The organism is Lactococcus sp. FSL K6-0773 (genome assembly GCF_038006485.1).
In the GTDB taxonomy this organism is placed as follows: domain Bacteria; phylum Bacillota; class Bacilli; order Lactobacillales; family Streptococcaceae; genus Lactococcus; species Lactococcus lactis.
In genome coordinates this window covers 2,317,958-2,339,403 of sequence record NZ_JBBOVF010000001.1, presented here as the reverse complement: position 1 = coordinate 2,339,403, position 21,446 = coordinate 2,317,958, and the positions used below count along the sequence as shown (strand labels likewise).

The following is a 21,446-nucleotide window of genomic DNA, read 5'->3' as shown; positions in this document are numbered from 1 at the left end:
AAAAATCTATCAAAAGATAGATTCCAATTTTATACCATTTCTTTGAGTAAACGAATCAAGCCCTCAGCTGATTTTTTTCCTGCTTCAATAATAAATTTATCAAAATTAACATTAGCATCATGGTCAGCAGTATCAGACATCGCACGAATAATTACAAATGGTTTTCCAAGTGCTGTTGCTGCTTGAGCAATTGAAGCCCCTTCCATTTCAACGGCTAAAACATCTGGAAAATGCTCTTTAATCTCAGCAATTTTACTAGAGCTACTGATAAAACTATCCGAACTAGTAATCAATCCAACATGCACATTTTCTAAAACTTTTTTCAATTCAGAAACAAAATATTTACTTGATTCAAAATATAAAGGTTGTTGAGCCATTTGGCCATAAGCATAACCAAAAGCAGTAACATCAACATCATGATAAGCAAGTTTATCAGCAACTACAACATCACCAATTGCTAAACCTTGAGCAACTGCTCCCGCTGATCCAGTATTGATAATGGCGTCGACATCAAAAATGTCAACCAAAAAACCAACTGCCAAAGCAGACATCACTTTACCAATTCCAGATTGGACAAGGACCACTTCATGCCGGCCAATTGAACCTGTATGAAAAACTAAACCATGACGAGTATGTTTTTCTGCATTTTCTAAGTTTTCAACAAGTATGCGAATTTCTTCATCCATCGCACAAATAATTCCTATTTTCATTTTTTTACCTTTTTTCTAATCTTTTTACTCTCTAAAAGTAGTACAAAAAGAAAGCTACTGCCAATAGAACAACAATTAATGTAACGATGAAAAGCCATTTATTAATTGCTTTCCCACGTTTTTGAGCCTTGGCATTTTCAATTCTTCGACTTTTATAAACAGCATTTTTGCTTAAATTTTTCTCAATACTATCGTATTTTTCAGCGATTTCAGTATCTTCTTCAAGCTCTCTTTGCAATCTGCGTTCAAGATTTTTCTTATCCTGTTTTGCTTGTTCAATTACTTCGTCTGTTAAAAGAGGTTTAGGCATTATTTTCAAGCTCCTTTTTCAAATATTGCATTTCCCAATACCAAATAGCCATAATTGTTTTTGCATCCGCAATTTGTTCAAGTTCAATCATTTTTTTTGCTTCGCTTAAAGTGACTTCAATTTGTTCCAAAAACTCACCGTCATCAGCGGGTTTTGGATGTTCCACTTTTGTTAAATTTGATGAGAAATAGACATATGTTTTCTCTGATGAAAAACCGGGTGTCCCATAAAAAGCTGTAATTTCTGTCAAATCTTGCGCCAGATATCCAGTCTCTTCTTCGAGCTCTCTTAAGGCCGCAGCTTTGGGATCTTTTTCTTCACCTTTTTCAAGTTTTCCTGCTGGAATTTCAAAAATAAATTTTTCCAATGCTTTACGATATTGACCAACTAAAATCATCTTATTGTTGTGGACAGGTGCAATCGCTGTTCCTCCTTTATGAAAAACAAGTTCTCTAAAACTCTCTTGTCCATCATGCAAAGAAACTACGTCTTTTACAACATGAAAAATCTTCCCACTAAAAATTTCTTCTCTAGCTAAAGTTTTTTCTTCAAATTTTTTATCATCAAAATTTAACATTGTGTCCTTTCTTCCGAAAACTTTTTAAAATAATTTAAAGAATAGTTTTCTCATCAAAATCGAAGGAAAGAGCTTCAGGAGAAACTCTTTCTTTTATTTGTTAATTATTGACCACGATAATGTGGCATTTTTTTAGCACGTCCAAGTTTATTCACTTGTTTTCCACGTCCAATTTCGACTGCTTCATCTGGTACATCTTCTGTTACAACAGAGCCTGCTGCTGTTAAGGCATTTTTACCGATATGCAATGGAGCAATAATTGTTGAATTCGAACCAATAAAGGCAAAGTCATCAATTTCAGTATTGAATTTATTTTTACCATCAAAGTTTGCTGTAATTGTTCCAGCACCAAAGTTCACTTTCTCACCAACCGTTGCATTTCCAATATAAGTTAAGTGACCAGCTTTTGTACCTTTACCAAGCGTTGAACCTTTAATTTCGACAAAGTTTCCAACATGAACTTCTTCGCTCAAAACAGTTCCGGGACGCAAGTGAGCATAAGGTCCTACATTACTTCCAACACTCATTCTGCTTTCTTCAACCGTTGAATTACGAACTTCACAATTTGAATGGATTTCTGAATTTTCAATACGGCTACCATTTGTAATCAAAACATTTTTACCAATAAAGGTATTTCCTTTTATTGTTACATTTGCTTCAATCACAGTTTCTTCACCAATCGTAACTTCACTGTCAATATAAGTTGTCGCAGGGTCAATAAGCGTTACACCATTCACCATATGTTGATGATTGATTCGTTTGCGCATCGTCAACTCAGCTTGTGAAAGGGCAACACGGTCATTAACTCCTAAACTTTCGTCAAAATCATCAAGAATATGAGCCGCTACCGTTTGACCAGCTTTTTTGAAAATTTCAATGACATCTGTTAAATAATACTCTCCTTGGGCATTATCAGTTGTGATTTCATTCAAGGCTTTGAAAAGTGACTTATTATCAAAAATGTAAGTCCCAGTATTAATTTCGGTAATTGATTTTTCAAAATCATTCGCATCTTTTTGCTCAACAATCTTTTCTACTGAGCCATTTTCATCACGAATAATTCGTCCATATCCTGTTGGATTTGGTGCAATTGCTGTCAAGATAGTTGCTGTTGCATTTTGTGCAAAGTGATAGTCAAAAAGTGCTTCTAACGTTTGTCCAGTAATTAATGGTGTATCACCAGCAATAACAAGAGTTGCTCCATCTTCATTTGCCAATAAATCCGCAGCAATCCGAACGGCATGACCCGTTCCCAATTGCTCAACTTGTTTCACAAATTGAGTCCCTTTAGGTAAAGTTGCAATCACACGATCCGCTTCATGACCAACAATCACTACATTTTTAGCAATTTCTACCTCAGAAACACTTGTAAGAACATGAGCAAGCATTGATTTTCCAGCCACTTGATGTAAGACCTTCGGAAGTGCTGATTTCATACGAGTTCCTTTACCAGCCGCCAAGACAATTGCGAATTTATTCATAGATTTCTCCTTTATTATTACAAATAAAATAAAATGTTTACCTAATTATACCATAATCAAGGGGCATTTTCGTTATCTTTTTAATTCAAATCCTCTCAATATGCGCTAAATATGCGAGCTAGTACTCAGACTTAGAAAAAATCTGATTTATTTTACGATGCTACTAAAGTGATTTATTATTACTTTTTATGATAAAATGGACGAAAAGAAAAGAAGGGATTTTATTTATGAAAACAATAGGTTTTATTGGAGTTGGAAAAATGGCAACAGCTATTATTTCTGGACTTGACAAAAATAAATTCAAAATCATCATTTCCGGACACAATTTAACAAAAACTCAAAAACAAGCGGAAACCCTTAATGTTACGGCTGCAAGTAATCATGAAGAACTCGTTCAAGAATCTGATTTTATCATTCTATCAGTTAAACCTCAAGTACTTCCCTCTGTTTTAAGTAAATTAATCAATCATTTAACTAAAGACAAAACATTAATTTCAATTGCAGCGGGACTCACTTTATCTGACTTGAAACATCTGGCTGATTCAGAAAATCAACCAATCATCCGAGTGATGCCAAATATCAATGCACAAATCGGTCAGTCAACATCGGCCATTGTCAAAAATGAATTTGTTGATGATTCTGCTTATGCTACAGTTCAAGAAATTTTTAAATCAACTGGTTCTGTCCATGAAATTGCTGAAAAAGATTTTTCAACATTTGCAGCAATTGCCGGTTCAAGCCCTGCTTTTATTTATATGTTCATTGATGCCATGGCACGTGCCGGTGTATTGCATGGTATTCCTAAAGATCAAGCCACAGCAATTGTTGCCGAAACGGTTCGTGCTTCAGCTGAAATGATTCTCCAAAGTGGTGAAAATCCTTGGTCATTAGTCGATAAAGTCTCAAGTCCTGGTGGAACTACTGTCGCTGGTGTGGTAAGTTTAGAACAAAACCATTTTATCGGAACAGTTATTGATGCTATTAGCGCTACTATCGAAAAAGAAAAAAATCTTTAAAAATAAAAAAACTAGAAGGAAAACGATCCTTTTAGTTTTTAATTTATAAAATAAAAAATGCCATATGGCATTTTTTTATTAACGACGAAGTCCCAATGAAGCGATAAGTTCACGGTAACGTTGAACGTCTTTTCCACGAAGGTATCCAAGAAGGTTACGACGGTGACCGATTTTTTTCATCAAACCACGTTGTGTTGCGTGGTCTTTTTTATGAGATTTGATGTGGTCGTTAAGGTGGTTAATTTCCCAAGTCAATACAGCGATTTGTACTTCAGGTGAACCAGTATCGCCTTCTTTACGAGCGTATTGAGCGATGATTTCTTGTTTTTTTTCTTTTGAAATTGCCATGAGTTTTTCTCCTTTATTTGTATTGCCCAGTCCGAGTGACAGCTTGGCAAGCATGAAACCAAGAACGGGTTGTAAAAAACTACTCTACCATGATACACTTTTTTGCCTAATTTTACAAGCTTCTTGTAAATTAACTTATTTATCAAAAAACTAGGAACACGAGATTCCTAGTTTATTTTTCTCAACTACTTGATGACGTTGTTGAAGATTCTTTGCTGCTATTGTTGTTATCTGTTGACGGCTGACTTGTTGTAGAGCTTGAAGTACTTGAAGTTGTACTTGATGAAGTTTCAGACGTCGTAGTTGATTCAGAAGTTGTTGAACTTGAACTTGGAGCAGTATAGACGCTATAAGTGACTACAATTTCTTGAGTTGGATCAACAGATGTCCCTACATTTGGATAGACTGAGTAAACATAACCATCAGCTTGTTGATTCGTTGTTGCTTGAGGGTCTAGTGTAATATTAGTGAATCCTGCAGCTTTTAAGGCAGCTTGATACTGTGAATAAGTCATATATTGACCGTTCGGTTTATAATCCGGAACTTCAACTTGTTTTCCACTTGAAACTTCAAAGGTAATTTTTTCACTCCCTTTGGTATCAAAACTAGAACCTTTTTTAGGGCTTTGTTTAATGATTGTACCTGCTGGGTAAGAATCACTAGGAACGGAAGTTTGAGTGACTTGGCTTTCATCAATACCATAATCCTTAAGTAATGTTGCCATCGCCTCATCAATCTTTTCACCGACAAAGTCCTTCATTTTGATGATATCTTCATTTCCCGTAGAAACATAGATATCAACGGAGCTATTAGATCTCACGGTTGTTCCACTAGTTGGATCAGTCTTGATAACTTTTCCTTCAGCAATCGTTGAACTTTGTTGTTTATGAACTGTTCCCACTTTAAGTTTTGCATCTTTAATTTTGCTTTTTGCTTGGCTAAGTGTCGAGTTTGTCACATTAGGTATCTTAACATTAGTTGGTGTTGAGACAACCCAAGCCAAAGTAGCACCGCCAACAACTAAAAGAAGGATAATAAGACCAATAATCAAGCCTTTTTTAGATTTTTTGTTTTTATTTCCTACTTCTGAGCTTGCAGCTTTTTCATCTGTTTGTGAATCATTATCTTCTTTTTTATCAATCAGAGGCTTGGTGTCATAAGGATTAATTAGATTGGCAGGCATAATTTTTGTTTCATCATGATCCTTATTGAAAACTAATTTTTCTTCCCCACGACGGTCAAGACTCGTTGAAGTTGCCACATCAGTCATCATTTCTTCTACATCAGTATAGCGATTTTTAATATCTTTCGCTGTAGCTTTAATGACAACATTTTCCAAAGCTTGCGGAACTTCTGGATTGAGATTAATGATGCTTGGAATACTCTCTTGGAAATGTTTTAGAGCGATAGCAACTGCAGAATCTCCATCAAATGGAATTTGACCTGTTAAAAGCTCAAATAAAATAATTCCAATCGCATAAATATCTGATTGAACAGTTGCATTTGAACCACGCGCTTGCTCTGGTGATAAATAATGAACCGAACCAAACATTGTATTTGTTTGAGTAAGTGAAGTTTCAGAGAGTGCTTTCGCAATTCCAAAATCCGTTACTTTTACAGTTCCACTACTGGAAACTAAAACATTTTGTGGTTTTAAATCCCGGTGAATAATACCATGTGAATGGGCCATGTCCATTGCTGATAAAATTTCAGTAATAATTTCAATAGCTTCATCATTGGCTAAAGGTGCATTTTGATTGATGTATTGTTTAAGTGTCATGCCGTCAACAAATTCCATGACAATGTATTGTTGACTTTCAAATTCACCAACATCAGAAATACCTACGATATTTGGATGTGAAAGTTCTGCCATGGCGAATGCTTCTCGCTGAAAACGAGCAATCGCGATATCATCGTTTTCAAAATTTGAACGTAGCACTTTTATTGCAACTAAGCGGTCACCAAGAAAAGTATCTTCACCTTGATAAACGTTCGCCATTCCGCCACGTCCGATTTCTTTGATAATCCGATAACGATCGGCAAAGATTTTACCGATTTGAATCATCAACTAACCTCCTGCGTTGGTGTTTCGCTTTCTGACGTTTCATCATACTTAATCAAAACGACGGTAATATTATCCAAACCTCCATGTTCATTGGCTAAACGAACTAAAGCTTCAGATTTATTATCTAAAGTTAAATCTTCCCGCTCTAAAACTTCCATAATTTCGGTAGTTGAAACCATGTTTGTTAAACCATCGGAGTTCATCAAAATAATGTCCCCAACTTGAAGTTCTAAAACTTGAATATCTGCTTGAACTTCACTAGTTTGCCCAAGTGAACGAGTAATGATATTTTTATTCGGATGAACTTCAGCTTCCTCTTCGGTAATTTGTCCTGCATCTACAAGCTCTTGAACTAAAGAATGGTCTGTGGTTATTTTATTTAATTCACCATCGCGCATTAAATAAGTTCGGCTATCACCTACATGGGCAGAAACGAGCATTCCTGCTTTAATAACCAAGGCTTCAAGAGTTGTTCCCATTCCTTGGTATTCATCAAGTTTTCCAAGGCTGGCAATATTTTCATTTTCATTACGAACTTGATTTTTTAGCCAAATCTCAAGAGTTGCTTCTGGTGTTCCCGCATCAAAAAATGTCTCTGACCAAAGTTTGCCGAGATCTTCTACGGTAAGTTTACTTGCGACATTACCTGCTTTGTGTCCTCCCATGCCATCAGCTAATAAAAAGAGCTGATAACCTGCACGGTTGACATAAGTACCGGCATAGTCTTGATTAGTACTACGTTTTGAACCGATATCTGATAAAATACTGTATTCCACTTTTTCTCCTTAACAAGAATAAAGTTTTATTTTTAGGTCTAAAAATTACTGACAGAATTAAAAAAAATATTTGTCAGCAGTTATTCGCCTATTTTCTTAAATTTCGCGATGAAAAAGCCATCTGTATGATACATTTCTGGAGTAATAAAAATACATCCTTCTTTAATCATATCTGCCTTATCGCTAGAAATTTCAACTTGTTCAAAATTAGGATGACTTTCTAGAAATTGACGAACAACGTCAAAGTTCTCTTCATCAAAAATTGTACAAGTACTGTATACCATTATACCACTTTTTTTCAGGCTTTTCGAGGCGCTGTTCAGAATTTCTAGCTGAATTTTTTGTAAATCGACAAAATCCGAACTTTCTTTTCTATAGCGAATATCTGGTTTGCGTCGAATTAATCCAATACCTGAACACGGAGCGTCCACAAGAATTCGGTCAAATTTATCTGAACCAAATTCTTCAAAAATCATTGTCGCATCGGCTTTTTGAGTAGTAATTTTATCCGCAACATGTTGACGCTCTGCATTTTGATTAATTAAATCAAGTTTATGATCATATAAATCTAGTGCTGTGATATGGCCACTTGTTAAATATTGAGCCATATGAGTACTTTTACCACCAGGAGCTGCACAAGCGTCAAGAACTTCTTCTGTTCCTTCTAAATCAAGTTGAGGGGCAACTAATTGACTTGTTTCATCTTGAATCGTAATTCTGCCAGATTGAAATTCTTCTGTCATTGCAAAATTTCCACTGTCAGCAATTAGAGCACTTTCTGTCAGTAGAGAAGCACGAGTTCCTGAAATTTCTACGGTTGGGTCAATTTTTCGTAAGCTAACGTGACTTGGCTTTTCAAGACTTTCTAAAATTTCTCCTGTTCTTTTTCCACCAAATTGACGAACCATTTTATCCAATAAAAGTTTGGGCATTGAATATTTTGTTTCCCAATCCTTTGGTTCTTCATTTCGATGTTCAGAACGCATGAAATTACGTAACACAGCATTGATAAAGTTAGCCGTCGCTTGACCATCACGACGTTTAGCGATTTTGACTGCTTCATCTACTGCTGCCGAAGTTGGGACCTTATCCATGAATAAGATTTGATAAACTGTAAGCAATAGGAGCATTTTTGCCCAAGGTTTTGGTTCTTTTTTCAAGAAGGGAGTAATATGCCACTCCAATAAATCCTTTTTAGAAACCACTCCATATACAAGGGCAGTCACAAAAGCTTTATCAACTGTGGATAGTTCAGAATCTCGCAAATTTCGATCCAATGAAATATTGGCATAAGCATCATTGCCAAAAATGTCATTCAATACATCGAGTGCGGTTTGTCTTGCATTTTTTGTCATAGAGCTATTATGGCATACTGTGTCAATAAATGTCAATAGATACCGCTAAACCTTGTTTTGTGGGATTTATAAAAATTATTGTACTAATGAATACCTATGAGTTACTTCTAAAACGTAACTAAAAACGTAACTAATTTTTGTCGGGCAAGAGGCTGTATATCTAAGATATACAGTTTTTTATTTTAATTAACGTAACTAAAAAAACTCCTTTTAGAAGTTTCTACTATTTTAATATACATTTTTATGGTTCTTGCTGGACTCGAACCAGCGACCGAACGGTTAGCTACCAACTGAGCTAAATAACCGAAATGTACGCATTTATCGTACACTCCGTATAACAGTCTAGTACTGCTATCCTCTCACTTATATTATATCATATTTTGCGACCATCAAAAATGAGGGTCACAAACTCACAAACCGCATAATACCAAATATTGCTGAGGTCAGGGATAATGAAGATGTTGCATAAAGTGAAACAGCTGGATTTAATTCGGAAAATAAAGATGTGCGAATCTATGGACGATTAAATCGCTATGTATCAATGTATATTGTGGTTTTACGGACTATTAATGGACGATTAGGTTTAATTTGGAAAATAAAAAAAGCGCCTTGGGTAGAGACGCTTTTAAAAATATGTTTTTAGAATAAACTTATGAAAAAGTATATTTTTTGGAATATAAAAATTATATAACTTTCTATTTCCGTTGTCAAGAAAAAAACACCCTCGCTTTGGAAAAGGGCGCTTTATCTCTCCCGAAATACTTAGTTATTTGTACTTGTATTTGGAATAGCATTTACGATAAGGATATTATACTAATTTATCTTAAGAAAAACAGTAACATTTGTTAACAAAAAAAGACCCCCAATTAAGGGGGATCAGTGTTAGAAATTAATTATAGCAAACTTCTTAACGAGAACAAAGAAAAACGTTCGACAGAAGTCAGGGTTAATTTTTATAATTTATTCGCATTCAATCGACGTTGTAATTCTCTCACAGAATCAGATACTGGGCTAATTGTTCCATCTTGTGTTGTTCCAAGATGTTTCTGTAATGCTTTAATTGTACCTTGACCAAACAGACCGTCTTGTCCAACTCCTAAGAATCTTTGCAAGGCTTTAACAACGTTTGAACCTGTCAGCGATGAATCAAACTGTGCAGCATAGATATTTTGATTAAAGGTTTGTTTGTACTGGTGACTGATTACTCCGTCTTTGCCGGCCGTATCAAAGTATTCTTGTAATCGTTTAGCAGTCGCATTACCAAACTGGCCATCAACATTTAATGTAACCATTTGAGGTTTATTGTCAGTATTTCCAGAACCTGAACCAACAATTCGATAAAAGTGATGTGGTAAGCGAGTACTCATATATGCATCATTCGTATCAACCGCAATTCCATTGCGAGTGTAAGAACAGTGAATGAATGAACCATTGCTTAGGAAAATACCTGTGTGTCCGTCTGAACCAGCCGAACCTCCTGGAGTGCCTGAGATGAAGATATCGCCACGCTGGACCTCTCCACGACTGATTTCTTTCAGTTTTGTTCCTGACATTCCAAACAAGGTTTCAGTATTACCCATTGAACCTGCTGACAGAAATCCGCCAGCAATCATGGCAAAGAATACTGAAGAGCTACAATCATAAGAGTTTGGACCCATTCGTGAAGTCATTGAATAAGTAACTTTACCTTTTCGTGCTTGCATCCAAGCAATCATATTTTCAATACTTGACATTATTCGCCTCCTTCTGTGAATTCATGGTCAGCGTCAGAAACTTTAACCACTTGAACGCTATCACCATTTTTCAAACTTTTAGTAAGTTCAGTTCCTTTTTTAGCTGCATGAGTGAAGTCGTTATTCTTCCACCAAGCCCAAAGTGCAAAAACTGTTGTGATAACTGTGCTGACAGTATTATCATCAAGAGGCAATGGATTAATACCCAATGCTGTTAGAATTTGGTTTAAAATTGCCAACCAAAGTAAGATTGTACGTGTAAGTGTTCCTTTGTCGATTGTTTTCATGTTCTTTCTCCTTTATTTAAAAATTACTTTGATTATTTCAGTTAATGCTGCAAAAATTGCTGCTGCAGAACCGCCGATTCCAATCGTCAACTTCCAAAAGTTTGTTTTATCAAGTAATTTCAACTGAAACTGATGTTCGTCTGAGCTTTCATTACCTTTGATAACTGCTTGTAGTATTTGAGCATTCTGTTCAGATTGTCGAGTATTCTGTTCTCTTAAAAAGCGATTGGATTCATCCACACGAGTCAGACCGTCATTCATTTGCTTTTGCATTTCAACCGACATATCATTAAGTCGAGATAATTCTTTATCGTGCTGCTTGAGTTTGTCCTCGTGTTGCTCCACAAGTTGTTCTAATTCCATAACCCCTGCTTTCTATATTAAGACGGAAACGCGTCTGTTGTAATCCATGATTGAATTGGAGTCATCAATGTATCGCTTGTTAATACACTTCCATTTTGCCAAATGCTGTTGTCCTCATCTTTTTCCATCTAAATCCTTTCTATTACACCGTTTCACGCATTTTTTGACTTGCTCAGCCAAAACCAAAATAGCCTTATTTTGCTCATCGTGGCTATCTAAGCGATGATTGGCGCTCTCTTTAAATTCTTTTAAATTTTCAATGTCTTTTTCAATCACCGTATTGCGGTTTTCCTGTTTCTTCATTTTAGCGGATAAAGTTGACCACATGCCAAGAATGCTGGAAACAAAGGCAATGACTGTCTCACTTTCATTTACCGCACAGTAGGTGTCTAAGCCAGAGTAACATATCCATTTGTATAAACTTCGATATGGTCTTCTGATCCATCTGATTCTGCTGCTTTTCTCACAATACCGTTACCGCTACAATTTTTTATGTTAAAAATCGTTTTGCCCAAATGCCCTTTACCATGGTAGGTGCAGTTAAAACTATTACCTCCACTAGCTTTTACGATACCTACACAACCTTCCACATTAAAGTGTGATGGTACTTGATTGTGGTTAGTATGGTAGCTCCACGCTTGACCATAGGTTGTCGTAATAAATTGGCTGTTGATAAAGGTGTAATCACTGCCACCGCCAGCGCCTCCACCTAAAACGGTTGGGTATTCCCACAAGCCTGGCACATTTCCCAGATGGGTAAAACGGCAATTTTTAATATAGCGGGTCAGATAAGGATTCCCACCGTTTGTTTCGTCATGTAGCGCATAACGGCAGTTCTTTGCGATAAACTCGATGTTTTCTATACTGTTTGTCTGATACAGGTTTAGAGCTGAGGTACATTGACTTTGTACATATGTTGCTGTATCTGGTAATTCATAGCGCAAAATAACATAGCCAACACCAAACAGATTGACATTTTTCTTTAAGCGCAGTCCTTGTCTTTCAGCAAATACACCAGACCGATCAATGGCGGATAAAAATGTTGAACCGCCCAACTCAGCCAATAGGTCATAGTCACCCTCGTAAATGTTGATGTTGACTGTTTTTCCGGCATCGCTAAGCACGTTTGCTTGTGTGACCGCTGCTACAACAGTTGTATAGTCACCTGTACCGTCTTTTTTGACGGTGAGCGTTGTCGGAAATTTGTCGCCTACTGTTTTAGCGTCTGCTGCCATCCCCGCTTGCGTCAACGTTGTATCCACGATGTCCAAAACATTTTTATAAATACCCTCAATGTATGTTTGCGGTAAAATGTTTGAGCTGTTAACAAGCATTGGCACTTCGGTGTTAACAGCACTCACATAAACGACACAATTAACGCTGGGTGTGTACGTCACCGTAACTGACACATCCGTAGAAGTAGTTAGTTTGTCGATAAATACACCGGACTTGTCAAATATCTGTGTAAAGTAGCCGTATACGTTGATAAATGTATAGGTTTCGCCCGCGATTAAATTTACACCCGAAAAGATACTAGTTTCTGCTTTTGTGGGTGTTTCAAGTAAACCGGAATAGGCGGTGTAATATTTACCTGTCGTTTTATTTGCCTTTAAAAGATACTGCTCCAAATGCTTAAAAAAAGTACAATTTTCTTCGGTGATTTGATTACCAACACTATCATTTTTTAATTGCCAATTTGTTTTACCCTCAACGTAAGCGTAAGCCGCTTGCGTATAATCAGCATCAAACACCATTGCGTTTGTACCTGTCGTCGTAGTCACGTACAGCAAGCCATCGCCAGTTGCGGTAAAGCTCAAATCACTAACTCGTGTGCTTGTTCCCAGCATCAACGAGGTTGCTGTCGCTCCACCATCATACGAAACCGTTGTAAAAATGCCGACAGCATCTACAAGGTTATATGTTTTTCCGCTGTAAATGGGGATTTCCGGATAAACAGCAAAATCAGCGTTGTCGCCTTTGATATGCGTGTCACGATAATAATATTTACCGTTTACTCTAGCACTCGCTTTTAAAAGCTGAGTAACAAAAGTAAAATTAGCATCAACATCGCTTTTTAGCCCACTAACCTGTCCTCTAACCGCCCCGCCAATATTAGCGTAAGTGATACCGTCCGCTCCAGTTCGCCCGTCAATCAGTTCAGCATCGCCCGTTGTGCTTCCAACGGCAAGAGTAGTAAAGCTGTCAATCCTTGCTTTTTCAACGTTCAAGGCTGTTTGGTTGGCCTTTTCTGCCAACTGTTCATCATATTTTTTTTCGATTGACGAAATTTTAGAAAATATAGAAGTAAAATCTTTATTACTAATAATTTCTTCAATTTCTCGTTGTATTTCCGAAAGTTCATAAATGTAATTACCTTGCGGAATACATTCCTTCCATCCGCCAATAACCGAGTATTGAAAATTCTTCGTGCTATCAATTATTTTTTCATCATTTTCAAATGAAAACCAAGCAGTGACTTGAGCAACCTCTTGCAAAAAGCTATCCGCAACAACGTAATTAAGTTTAGAATTGGCATAATCTACGTTGGTCACTTTGTCTCGAACAACGTAACCGTTAGGCAAGACTGCATTAAAAAATACAGCCAAATGGTCAAAATTAAAGAGTTGACCGTTTGCTGTGATTGTTGCTTGGATTGATTGTGAAGCGACATCTCCCTGTCGTAACTTAATGAGTCCTACATAGTTATTAGGCTCTGTAGTACTCAAAGTAACTGAGTAATCACTCATATTTATTCTCCTTTTTTCTAAAATTTGATATAATCTCTTGGATTCTTAAAGTGAGCGCTTGATGATGGCCAATATTGGTCCATAAATTGGAAGTGCAAATGTGGTCCAGTGACCGGACCAGTCGCTCCCATAAGTCCAATTTGTTGGCCCTTTTTAACATTTTGACCCACAGAAACATCGATTCTGCTTTGATGTGCGTACCCTGTATAAAGTCCATCCGCATGCTTGATGACCGTGTAATTTCCATACCAGTCATAATAATTACTTCCCGCTTGGACCACTTGACCATCGCCAGAAGCTAAGATTGGAGTTGTTGGATTGCCATTAACCAAGTCCATAGCATTGTGAAATTCTTGCGCTCCGGTGATTGGACTCGTTCTCCAACCCATTTCACTTGTTACGGTAATAGGACTTGAAATTGGAGCGATATAACCTCCGCCACCGCTTGGGATTTTAAGATTAACAAATTTGTTATACCACTCTTGTGCCCAAGTGCTACGTTCAGGGTGTCCGTTTAAAGGACGTTCAAAGTTAGCTACAAAAGCTTGCGTTGCAGTATTGATATTGGTCAATGTCATGAATTGAGTCCAAGAATAAGGATAAGAACTTTTCGCAATCCATTGGCCGTTTTGTGCATGCCACATCAAGAGTTTGAATTGGGCTGTGATTGTGTCAGGATTGTCAGTCACTCCTGCTCGTGTCATGAGGTTAATCATATAAACACGTCCAGAGCTAGCGCCTGAACTATCCGTCCATTGCCAAACCCCATAACCGAATCCAGGACGTCCGCCGCCCTCATCAGCCGTTGGATTGGCATCAGATTCACCCTGTGCATTTCCGAGTAATGCGGCCGCCGCTTGTTTAGAGAAACCAGCCCCAATTGCCATTGCCCAGATTTGCCAGTACCGTTTATCACGATCGCTTGTGACTTCTGGTGGATATTGGCCATTCCAACCACCGCCGCCACCAGAGTTTCCTCCACCGTTGGTATCGATTTTTACTCCATTAACATAAAAGTTACCATCAACTTTTACTTCTCCGTAAAGATTTAATTTTCGATTTTCAGCCGTACTGTCTTTTGGAATTTCTAAAACATTTAAAAGCGCTCCGTTGTTTCCCTTTGATGACAAGGCAAATGAATATCCTTGATTTTGAATTGCATTAATCCCTTGGAGTTGTCCGCCTGCATAAGTTGGCGCAAAAGCAAACATCTCATTTTCGGACGACCCATTTCTTTTAATAAAACGAATTTTCCCTTGGTCAAGTTCAATAATGAAGTCATGATGAACTGAACGAATCCTGACCCCTTGCAAAACTCCGGCATTAATAAAGTTAGCATTGAAAGTCCCATCAAGTGTCCATGCAGTATTACTTTTGCCATTATGAACATCTTGAATTGTCGTCCATTGACCTTTTTTACATTGCTTGAAAGATATTCCAGCATTATTTTGAATCATGAAATACTGTGAATCTTGAATCCTTGGGCCATCCATAAAGACTTGCTCATAGGTCTCTCTTGATTGTGATACACCAGCTTCAATTCCGTTGACCATGTAAATCGAGCCACCGTTCGCACCAGCACCTCGCATAATATCGTCTTGATACTTTCCAATTTCTGTGGAGTCATAAAATGTCATTTTATTATTATCAAGGTCAGAGATATTGCTTTGAACTTGTGACAACTGGCGATTAATTGAGTTTCCACTTAAATTATCGCCTAGACTAGCTTGCACTCGCCCATTAACATGGTCAGTAACTACTTTAAAGACTCTTGTCTGATAGTGATAATTTCGGTCTCCTCTATGGATTGAAACAGTATTTCCAATTGAATCACTGCCTAATATCTCAGTACTAAACTGAACAAGTGGCCGGCAGTAGTAAGCCAGTTGGTCATAAGTCTTTTGTAAAAGTTCGCTTGCATCTTCCACATCATCAAAGACAACAACCGTTTTACGTGGTAACATTTTTCCGTTTGATGGAATGCCATATTCTTTCGTCATTTCTGAATATTCAATCCAATTTTGACCTTTAGGCTTATCAAGTGGTTTACCATTTGACTTTCTCCACTCGACATCTGAAAACTCAAGTCTTCGTCCATATCCGTCCCCAACTTCTTCACCTTTTCCACGCCCAATTAGTGCAGTGACAATATTTGTGCGGTCTTGTTGGTGAACGATTTTCAGAACTTCCTCACCATATTCAAAGCGTTTATTGGTTATTTTCCCAATTTGGTTATAGCAGTGAATGATTTTTTTAGCAATCTTATTTCCTGTAATTTCAATAGAAAAGGTAAACTCTGCACCTAACTCTTGTAGAGCTTTTATAGCTTCACGCATGGAAGTATAGTAGAAAGTACTGGAAACTGTTTTAATTGGTTCACAGACACCTAATACCCAGTCACAACCTGAATCAGATAAAAGCTGATTAATCACATAAGAAAAAGACCTATTTTTAGGTCTTATATCTTTAATGATAAAATTATCCAGTTCATCGACGGCGAAATTTATCGCTTCAAATGAAAGTAAATTATCTTCATCTTTTGCGGTTAAAATTCGATATAAAGAAAACTCTTGTTCTTTCGTATCATTGACTGCAATATAGCTGGCATCTTTAATTGTTTCATCAAAAGGTAAAGAAACTGAAAGTGTGTCATTCATTAATTCAGAAGCGTTAGTTGTGATTTCTTTTGTCTGAACACATTCTATGAATTCATCGGAATCATAACTTTTGATGACTTGTTGCATCTTATCTAAAAATAAGATATTACTCACTAAAGTACCGCCTTTCTATATTGAATCGTTAACTCATAGTTTGAACTTGAAAAATCTGTTCCAGTTGTCAATCTGATATTTTTAAAATCAGAATCAAGGTCTAAGAGGTTGTTATTTACTTTTCCATTAATAAAAGTATTGCCAGATTGAAAATCAAATTCCAATAGGTCGCCTTTTTTAGCCTGTGATGATTTCAAGCGATAATTTCCATCAGTCGCAAGTAATCCCCCTGTCAGTAATTTAAATGACAACCTATCTGGTTTAACTGGATAGGGCAAAACTTCAATGACTTTATTTTTTACAATTTGAATTTTTCCGTGTTTAAATGGATCACTACAAAGTACAGTAAAACTTGAAATAATTGAATTAGTATCTTCCGCTACAGTATCAGCAGTTTGGAAACGGCCATAAAAAGTATATTCCAGATCATCATTAAAAATAATGGGAACATCTTCTTGACGAATCAAGAATGCTTTTAAAGTATCGAACTTTTCTTGTAATACTCGAGGGTCCCTATCCTCAAGCTTATATTTTATCGTCAGCTCCCGAGGAGGATATTTCACATTGGTGATTACTCCTCCCACTTGCATTTCTTGTGATTCAAAGCTGAGAGAATACATCTCTCGTCCCTCAACTGCCAATGTTTGATAACCTTCTATGAGTTCTTCTAACCAAGTCCCATCATAACTCATGGCACTGGTTGGAATAAAAGGAAGGTTGCGATAATGCTTCTGTTTTGTCGTATCTCTAAACTTGTACATTTCTACCTCCTAAAATCCCATATTTAAGTTAATTGCTTGACCCTGTGCATTAGAAATGTCATCCACAAAGGCTTTAAAGATTTGATTCCCAAGCTTCACAGTGAATGAAGCCGGCTGTTTGCCTTGGTTAAGATTCACATCATGAGAAACTTGACTGCTGATTGAGCGATTAGCTGCCGCAACGTTCGCCCCAATATCCACAGAATAGTCAGAATTAATTGCATTAGCAATCATATCCCCCATTCCTGAAACGTTAGATTGAACGTTACGGAAGCCTCCAGTTAAACCAGAATTTAAACCAGTCATAATGGCATTACCAGCGGGAGTTAAAAGTTTTCTATCGACACGGATTGGCCCTTTATGCTTCCGAATCCAATCTCCAATTCCACTTATAAATTTCATCCCATCTTCCCACTTTTTCTTCAGACCTTTTACAAGTCCATCAATGATGGCTTTACCAATATCTAGCAAATTTATATTTTTTAGATTGTTAAATGTCGTTTTTACATTATCAATCAAATCACCAACACTTTGTTTCAAACCATCCCAAATTCCTTTGAGTCCGTTAATCATTCCGTTCCACAAGTCAATTGTGCCTTGTTTGAGGTTTTCCCAACCTTGTTTGACTCCATTCACAATAGCATTGGCAGAATCAACGACCCACTGTTTAAACGATGCCCATGTATCCTTAACCCATTGAATAGTAGCGTTCCATAAATCAACGGTACCTTGCTTAAATGAATTCCAACCATTAACAATTCCGTCAACAATAGACTTGGCCATATTAACGACCCATGTCGTGAAAGCTCCCCAAAGACTTTTGACACCATCTACAATAGCATTCCATATATTAACTACAGTTTGGAAAAATGACTTGTAAAATCCAACTACGATATTCACAAAAGTTTGGACTATTGTTTGAATCGCTGTTGCTAGTGTTTGCCAGAGCATCGCAAAATCTTCTTTGAATTGGTTAAAGTCCCCAGTGATTAAATCAATGAGTAGTAAAACAGGCCCCATAACAACCGTCTTAATAATCTCCCAAGCTGAACCAAAGATAGTTTGGACTTGCCCCCATAATCCGCTAAAGAAATCAAGAATTGGTTGAAAGATTGTTTTGATTGTCTCAACAAATGGTGCAAGGGTAGTTGTTACACTGTCCCAAGCACTAGCTAAGCCGCTTGTTGTACCTTTCCAAAGATTAGCGAACCACTCCTTGATGCCATTCCAAGCATTTTTAACACTATCAACGGCATCTTTTGCACCTTGGATTGTTCCATCCCAAAGTCCTTTGGCTCCATTTTTCAGATTATTCCAAGTATCAGAGAACCATTTGGTAATGTCTCCCCATTTTTCTTTGATTGCTTCTGCTGCATCGGACGCAAATTTCTTCACATTTCCCCATACTTCTTTCCCGAATTTAGAAATTTTATCCCAATTTTTATAAACTAAAATTCCTATAGCTATAACAGCCGCTATGGCAGCGATTATTCCCAAAACAGGTAAAGAAATAGCAGTAAAACCACTACCAATTAGAGCAAGTCCAGAACGCAAGGCTAGAAAGCCGACTTTTACTCTTTGTAGAACAAGAACAGCTTGCCCAAATATTACCAATAAAGGTCCAATTGCAGCTACTATCAGCCCAATTGTAACTATCATTTTTTGTACAGGCTCAGGAGCAGAAACAAATTTATCAACTAAACCTGAAACAGCATCAGCAACTTTCCTAACTGCTGGAGCTAAAACCTTTTGAACAACTATTGCAGCTGACTCAAGCGCTCCCATCATTTGTTCTAATGATGAGTTCATATTATCCTGCATAGTTTTAGCCATTTTGTCAGCTGCACCGTCTGAATTTTTAAGAGACTCAGTTAGTTTCCCTAGCTTATCTGGCCCTTTATCAATTAATGCCATCATTCCAGATAATGATTCTTGTCCGTATAGTGTGACTAAAGCATTTTGTTGTTGCTCGGGCGTTAAACCTTTAAAGGCATCTTTTAACATGCCAATTTGGTCTTTCAAAGGTTTCATTTTACCTTCTGAATCATAAAATGATAGACCAAGTTCATCCATTTTTGCTTGCATTTCATCAGTCGGTTTTGCTAACCTAGAAAGCGCTCCTCGAAGTGAAGTACCAGCCTGAGAACCTTTAATACCTGCATCTGACATTATACCGATTGCAGCTGCAGTTTCTTCAAGAGACATTCCCATAGAACTTGCAACAGGAGCGATATATTTCATCGCTTCACCCATATCGCCAACTTCAGCATTTGTGTCTGCGGCAGCTCTTGCAAAAACATCGGCTACATGCCCAGATTGGCCAGCATCAATATTAAATCCTCTTAATGCTGTGGCAGCATTTTCAGATGCCAACGCAACATCACCACCAGAAACTGCAGCTAAGTCAAGAAGCCCTGGCATAGCTTTCATGATTTCTTTTGAATCAAATCCGGCTGATGCTAAATTTTCCATGCCTGCCGCTGACTCTTTCGCACTAAATGCAGTTTTTGCTCCTAAGTCAATTGCTTGCTGTCTAAGTTCATCGAAACTTGACCCTGTTGCACCAGAAATAGCTTTAACACGGCTCATTTGAGATTCAAAGTCTCCACCAATTTTTGCGGCAGCAACCCCAATCCCCACAATGGGGAGTGTAACTGCTTTAGTCAACGTTTTACCTGCTGATGTAGAAACTTGACCTACAGCAGACATCGTGCTATTAGTATTTTTTTGGAAGTTTTGAACTTGCTTAGCAGCGTCTTTAAATGTACTAACAAAATTATTATCTGTAGCCTTCAAATAGGCTTGTACACTGAAAGATTCCATATTTTCCTCCTTCCTAATTATTTGCTTTTTTCATGAGGTCAATTAATTTGTTATCCTTTTTAAACTTATTCTCTGGGCTTTCGATTCCTAAAATTTCATTTTCTAGTTTTCTCTTGTCAAAGAATTTTTTAAATGTTGGATAAACTGGCTTTTTACCTTGTTGTTTAGTTGCTTGAACTTGCCAATTGGCCCATGCTTGTTCATAAATGAATTCTTCTTCGTCCAAAGTTCTCAACTGAAAGGCGATTGAACGGATTGAATATTCTCGAATTGTCATGCGTTCAAATACAGATAAGTCTTGGATGCCGAAACACCGTAAGAATCTAATCATCATTGACTCATAAGTGTCCTCCGAACTTTCAAACTTTTCGGCTATTTGGTCATTTTTGCTTTGATTAACTTTCCCGTATTGCTTTCAGTAATTTCTTTCAAAACATCATCAAATAATTTTTCAATATCTTCGCATTCATCAATAAAATCATCAATATCCCCTTGAGAAAGTTTAGGCGTTTCTGTTCGATTTCCTAAAAATAAAACATTCGACAAAGTTGCAATGTTAGCCATTTCTAGTTCAGGGATGATTTTAACAGCAAGTGCCAGACCAAAAGATACGCCATTCTGTTCAATTACTAAATTTTTATCTAGTTCACGTACAAACTTTACTCCGAATTTAAAATGAACTTGTTTACCATTAATTGTTAATTCCATTTTGATTTCTCCTTAAAAAATAAAGACTAGAGCGAATCTCTAGCCTTTTGTTTATAGTATTTAAATTGTCACTTCTACAACTGTACTCCAGGCAGAGCCAGTAATATTTTCAGCTTTATCCCGCAACAGTATCTTTGAATACATACTGAACAACATTAGCTTGTTCTTCAGTTAGTGTGGCTTGGCCCTTTTGAGGTTTGCCAAACACTCCAAATTCTAAACTCAATTCAAGCGCATCTTCTGAGTTAGGTTCATAAGAGAAACTTGTAAGATAAGCACGAAGATATTTAGCTTTGTACTTTCCGTCAGATCCTTTTTCAGCTTTATCAATTTCCCACACTTCAATAATTTCTCCATCATCAAACGCTTTGTCCATTTCGTCAAGATGTGGGTCACCATTTGCTGCAATAGATGTGGCAGATAAACTGTATTCAATTGCTGCAAGAGAACCTATTATCCCATCTTTGGTAGCTGTAGTGTTGTAATATCGAGTTTTTTCATTCGAGTGTTCTGTTTGGAATGCAAGTTTCCAAGCGGCTTCTTTTGATGCTTTACTAAGCACACGATAGAGCAAGATAATATCTTTCCCTTGTTTAGCTGTTAATTCTGCCATAT

General features: G+C 37.1%; 20 protein-coding genes. 1 reads left to right on the top strand and 19 read right to left on the bottom strand.

Going from position 1 to position 21,446, the window contains the following annotated elements; all coding sequences use genetic code 11:
- Positions 1–29 precede the first annotated feature (29 nt).
- The 4 genes from MHB61_RS11915 to glmU all read right to left on the bottom strand — a co-directional run bounded on the left by MHB61_RS11915 (position 30) and on the right by glmU (position 3,078).
- Positions 30–710, bottom strand: coding sequence for a 5'-methylthioadenosine/adenosylhomocysteine nucleosidase (locus MHB61_RS11915; protein ID WP_003130794.1), 681 nt, complete (start codon positions 708–710; stop codon positions 30–32).
- A gap of 31 nt (positions 711–741) precedes the next feature.
- Positions 742–1,020, bottom strand: a complete 279-nt coding sequence (gene macP, locus MHB61_RS11910) for a cell wall synthase accessory phosphoprotein MacP (RefSeq protein ID WP_003130796.1) — start codon at positions 1,018–1,020, stop codon at positions 742–744.
- Positions 1,013–1,597, bottom strand: a complete 585-nt coding sequence (locus MHB61_RS11905; protein ID WP_003130797.1) for an NUDIX hydrolase — start codon at positions 1,595–1,597, stop codon at positions 1,013–1,015. Before MHB61_RS11905 ends, macP begins: the two co-directional genes overlap by 8 nt.
- Before the next feature lie 104 nt (positions 1,598–1,701).
- A complete protein-coding gene (glmU, locus tag MHB61_RS11900; protein ID WP_003130798.1) occupies positions 1,702–3,078 on the bottom strand; it encodes a bifunctional UDP-N-acetylglucosamine diphosphorylase/glucosamine-1-phosphate N-acetyltransferase GlmU in 1,377 nt (458 codons plus the stop codon).
- A 227-nt stretch (positions 3,079–3,305) separates the two neighbouring features.
- On the opposite strand from glmU, the gene proC reads away from it, so the two are divergent.
- The gene (gene proC / locus MHB61_RS11895; RefSeq protein ID WP_012898440.1) at positions 3,306–4,094 is read left to right on the top strand and encodes a pyrroline-5-carboxylate reductase; all 789 of its coding nucleotides are present in this window, start codon (positions 3,306–3,308) and stop codon (positions 4,092–4,094) included.
- A gap of 78 nt (positions 4,095–4,172) precedes the next feature.
- Here the strand turns inward: proC and rpsO are convergent, their stop codons facing one another.
- The 15 genes from rpsO to MHB61_RS11820 form a co-directional block, all read right to left on the bottom strand.
- Positions 4,173–4,442: a 30S ribosomal protein S15 gene (gene rpsO, locus MHB61_RS11890; protein ID WP_010906184.1), complete on the bottom strand. Its 270-nt coding sequence runs from the start codon at positions 4,440–4,442 to the stop codon at positions 4,173–4,175.
- Positions 4,443–4,623: 181 nt separating this feature from the next.
- Entirely contained in the window at positions 4,624–6,507 is a 1,884-nt protein-coding gene (gene pknB, locus MHB61_RS11885; protein WP_003130801.1) for a Stk1 family PASTA domain-containing Ser/Thr kinase, read from the bottom strand.
- Positions 6,507–7,283, bottom strand: a complete 777-nt coding sequence (locus MHB61_RS11880) for a Stp1/IreP family PP2C-type Ser/Thr phosphatase (RefSeq protein ID WP_003130802.1) — start codon at positions 7,281–7,283, stop codon at positions 6,507–6,509. Before MHB61_RS11880 ends, pknB begins: the two co-directional genes overlap by 1 nt.
- 80 nt (positions 7,284–7,363) lie before the next feature.
- The gene (gene rsmB, locus MHB61_RS11875; protein ID WP_014570715.1) at positions 7,364–8,638 is read right to left on the bottom strand and encodes a 16S rRNA (cytosine(967)-C(5))-methyltransferase RsmB; all 1,275 of its coding nucleotides are present in this window, start codon (positions 8,636–8,638) and stop codon (positions 7,364–7,366) included.
- Between the two features lie 953 nt (positions 8,639–9,591).
- Positions 9,592–10,371, bottom strand: a complete 780-nt coding sequence (locus MHB61_RS11870) for a peptidoglycan amidohydrolase family protein (protein ID WP_014570716.1) — start codon at positions 10,369–10,371, stop codon at positions 9,592–9,594.
- Positions 10,371–10,658, bottom strand: coding sequence for a phage holin (locus MHB61_RS11865; protein WP_014570717.1), 288 nt, complete (start codon positions 10,656–10,658; stop codon positions 10,371–10,373). Before MHB61_RS11865 ends, MHB61_RS11870 begins: the two co-directional genes overlap by 1 nt.
- Before the next feature lie 12 nt (positions 10,659–10,670).
- Positions 10,671–11,021 carry a hypothetical protein gene (locus MHB61_RS11860; protein ID WP_014570718.1) on the bottom strand — a complete coding sequence of 117 codons (351 nt, stop codon included), beginning with the start codon at positions 11,019–11,021 and terminating at the stop codon, positions 10,671–10,673.
- A 114-nt stretch (positions 11,022–11,135) separates the two neighbouring features.
- Positions 11,136–11,375 (bottom strand): DUF7365 family protein, encoded by a 240-nt coding sequence (locus tag MHB61_RS11855; protein ID WP_418887594.1) that lies wholly within the window; start codon positions 11,373–11,375, stop codon positions 11,136–11,138.
- A 35-nt stretch (positions 11,376–11,410) separates the two neighbouring features.
- Positions 11,411–13,768 (bottom strand): BppU family phage baseplate upper protein, encoded by a 2,358-nt coding sequence (locus MHB61_RS11850; RefSeq protein ID WP_137016573.1) that lies wholly within the window; start codon positions 13,766–13,768, stop codon positions 11,411–11,413.
- Positions 13,769–13,785: 17 nt separating this feature from the next.
- On the bottom strand, positions 13,786–16,539 hold the full coding sequence (locus MHB61_RS11845; RefSeq protein WP_014570721.1) for a phage tail spike protein: 2,754 nt from the start codon (positions 16,537–16,539) through the stop codon (positions 13,786–13,788).
- Entirely contained in the window at positions 16,539–17,300 is a 762-nt protein-coding gene (locus MHB61_RS11840) for a distal tail protein Dit (RefSeq protein WP_137015764.1), read from the bottom strand. Before MHB61_RS11840 ends, MHB61_RS11845 begins: the two co-directional genes overlap by 1 nt.
- Positions 17,301–17,309: 9 nt before the next feature.
- A complete protein-coding gene (locus MHB61_RS11835) occupies positions 17,310–20,123 on the bottom strand; it encodes a phage tail tape measure protein (RefSeq protein ID WP_014570723.1) in 2,814 nt (937 codons plus the stop codon).
- A 13-nt stretch (positions 20,124–20,136) separates the two neighbouring features.
- Positions 20,137–20,457 carry a hypothetical protein gene (locus MHB61_RS11830; protein WP_371400166.1) on the bottom strand — a complete coding sequence of 107 codons (321 nt, stop codon included), beginning with the start codon at positions 20,455–20,457 and terminating at the stop codon, positions 20,137–20,139.
- Positions 20,458–20,495: 38 nt separating this feature from the next.
- A complete protein-coding gene (locus MHB61_RS11825; RefSeq protein ID WP_014570725.1) occupies positions 20,496–20,831 on the bottom strand; it encodes a tail assembly chaperone in 336 nt (111 codons plus the stop codon).
- Positions 20,832–20,946: 115 nt separating this feature from the next.
- Complete coding sequence (locus MHB61_RS11820) at positions 20,947–21,444, bottom strand: phage major tail protein, TP901-1 family (protein ID WP_014570726.1); 498 nt, start codon at positions 21,442–21,444, stop codon at positions 20,947–20,949.
- Between the last annotated feature and the right edge of the window lie 2 nt (positions 21,445–21,446).

Excerpts from the sequence above, each read along its gene's own strand:
- MHB61_RS11915 (WP_003130794.1), bottom strand. The coding sequence starts at position 710 with ATGAAAATAGGAATTATTTGTGCGATGGATGAAGAAATTCGCATACTT.
- macP (WP_003130796.1), bottom strand. The coding sequence starts at position 1,020 with ATGCCTAAACCTCTTTTAACAGACGAAGTAATTGAACAAGCAAAACAG.
- MHB61_RS11905 (WP_003130797.1), bottom strand. The coding sequence starts at position 1,597 with ATGTTAAATTTTGATGATAAAAAATTTGAAGAAAAAACTTTAGCTAGA.
- glmU (WP_003130798.1), bottom strand. The coding sequence starts at position 3,078 with ATGAATAAATTCGCAATTGTCTTGGCGGCTGGTAAAGGAACTCGTATG.
- proC (WP_012898440.1), top strand. The coding sequence starts at position 3,306 with ATGAAAACAATAGGTTTTATTGGAGTTGGAAAAATGGCAACAGCTATT.
- rpsO (WP_010906184.1), bottom strand. The coding sequence starts at position 4,442 with ATGGCAATTTCAAAAGAAAAAAAACAAGAAATCATCGCTCAATACGCT.
- pknB (WP_003130801.1), bottom strand. The coding sequence starts at position 6,507 with ATGATTCAAATCGGTAAAATCTTTGCCGATCGTTATCGGATTATCAAA.
- rsmB (WP_014570715.1), bottom strand. The coding sequence starts at position 8,638 with ATGACAAAAAATGCAAGACAAACCGCACTCGATGTATTGAATGACATT.
- MHB61_RS11870 (WP_014570716.1), bottom strand. The coding sequence starts at position 10,371 with ATGTCAAGTATTGAAAATATGATTGCTTGGATGCAAGCACGAAAAGGT.
- MHB61_RS11865 (WP_014570717.1), bottom strand. The coding sequence starts at position 10,658 with ATGAAAACAATCGACAAAGGAACACTTACACGTACAATCTTACTTTGG.
- MHB61_RS11860 (WP_014570718.1), bottom strand. The coding sequence starts at position 11,021 with ATGGAATTAGAACAACTTGTGGAGCAACACGAGGACAAACTCAAGCAG.
- MHB61_RS11850 (WP_137016573.1), bottom strand. The coding sequence starts at position 13,768 with ATGAGTGATTACTCAGTTACTTTGAGTACTACAGAGCCTAATAACTAT.
- MHB61_RS11840 (WP_137015764.1), bottom strand. The coding sequence starts at position 17,300 with ATGTACAAGTTTAGAGATACGACAAAACAGAAGCATTATCGCAACCTT.
- MHB61_RS11835 (WP_014570723.1), bottom strand. The coding sequence starts at position 20,123 with ATGGAATCTTTCAGTGTACAAGCCTATTTGAAGGCTACAGATAATAAT.
- MHB61_RS11830 (WP_371400166.1), bottom strand. The coding sequence starts at position 20,457 with ATGATGATTAGATTCTTACGGTGTTTCGGCATCCAAGACTTATCTGTA.
- MHB61_RS11825 (WP_014570725.1), bottom strand. The coding sequence starts at position 20,831 with ATGGAATTAACAATTAATGGTAAACAAGTTCATTTTAAATTCGGAGTA.
- MHB61_RS11820 (WP_014570726.1), bottom strand. The coding sequence starts at position 21,444 with ATGGCAGAATTAACAGCTAAACAAGGGAAAGATATTATCTTGCTCTAT.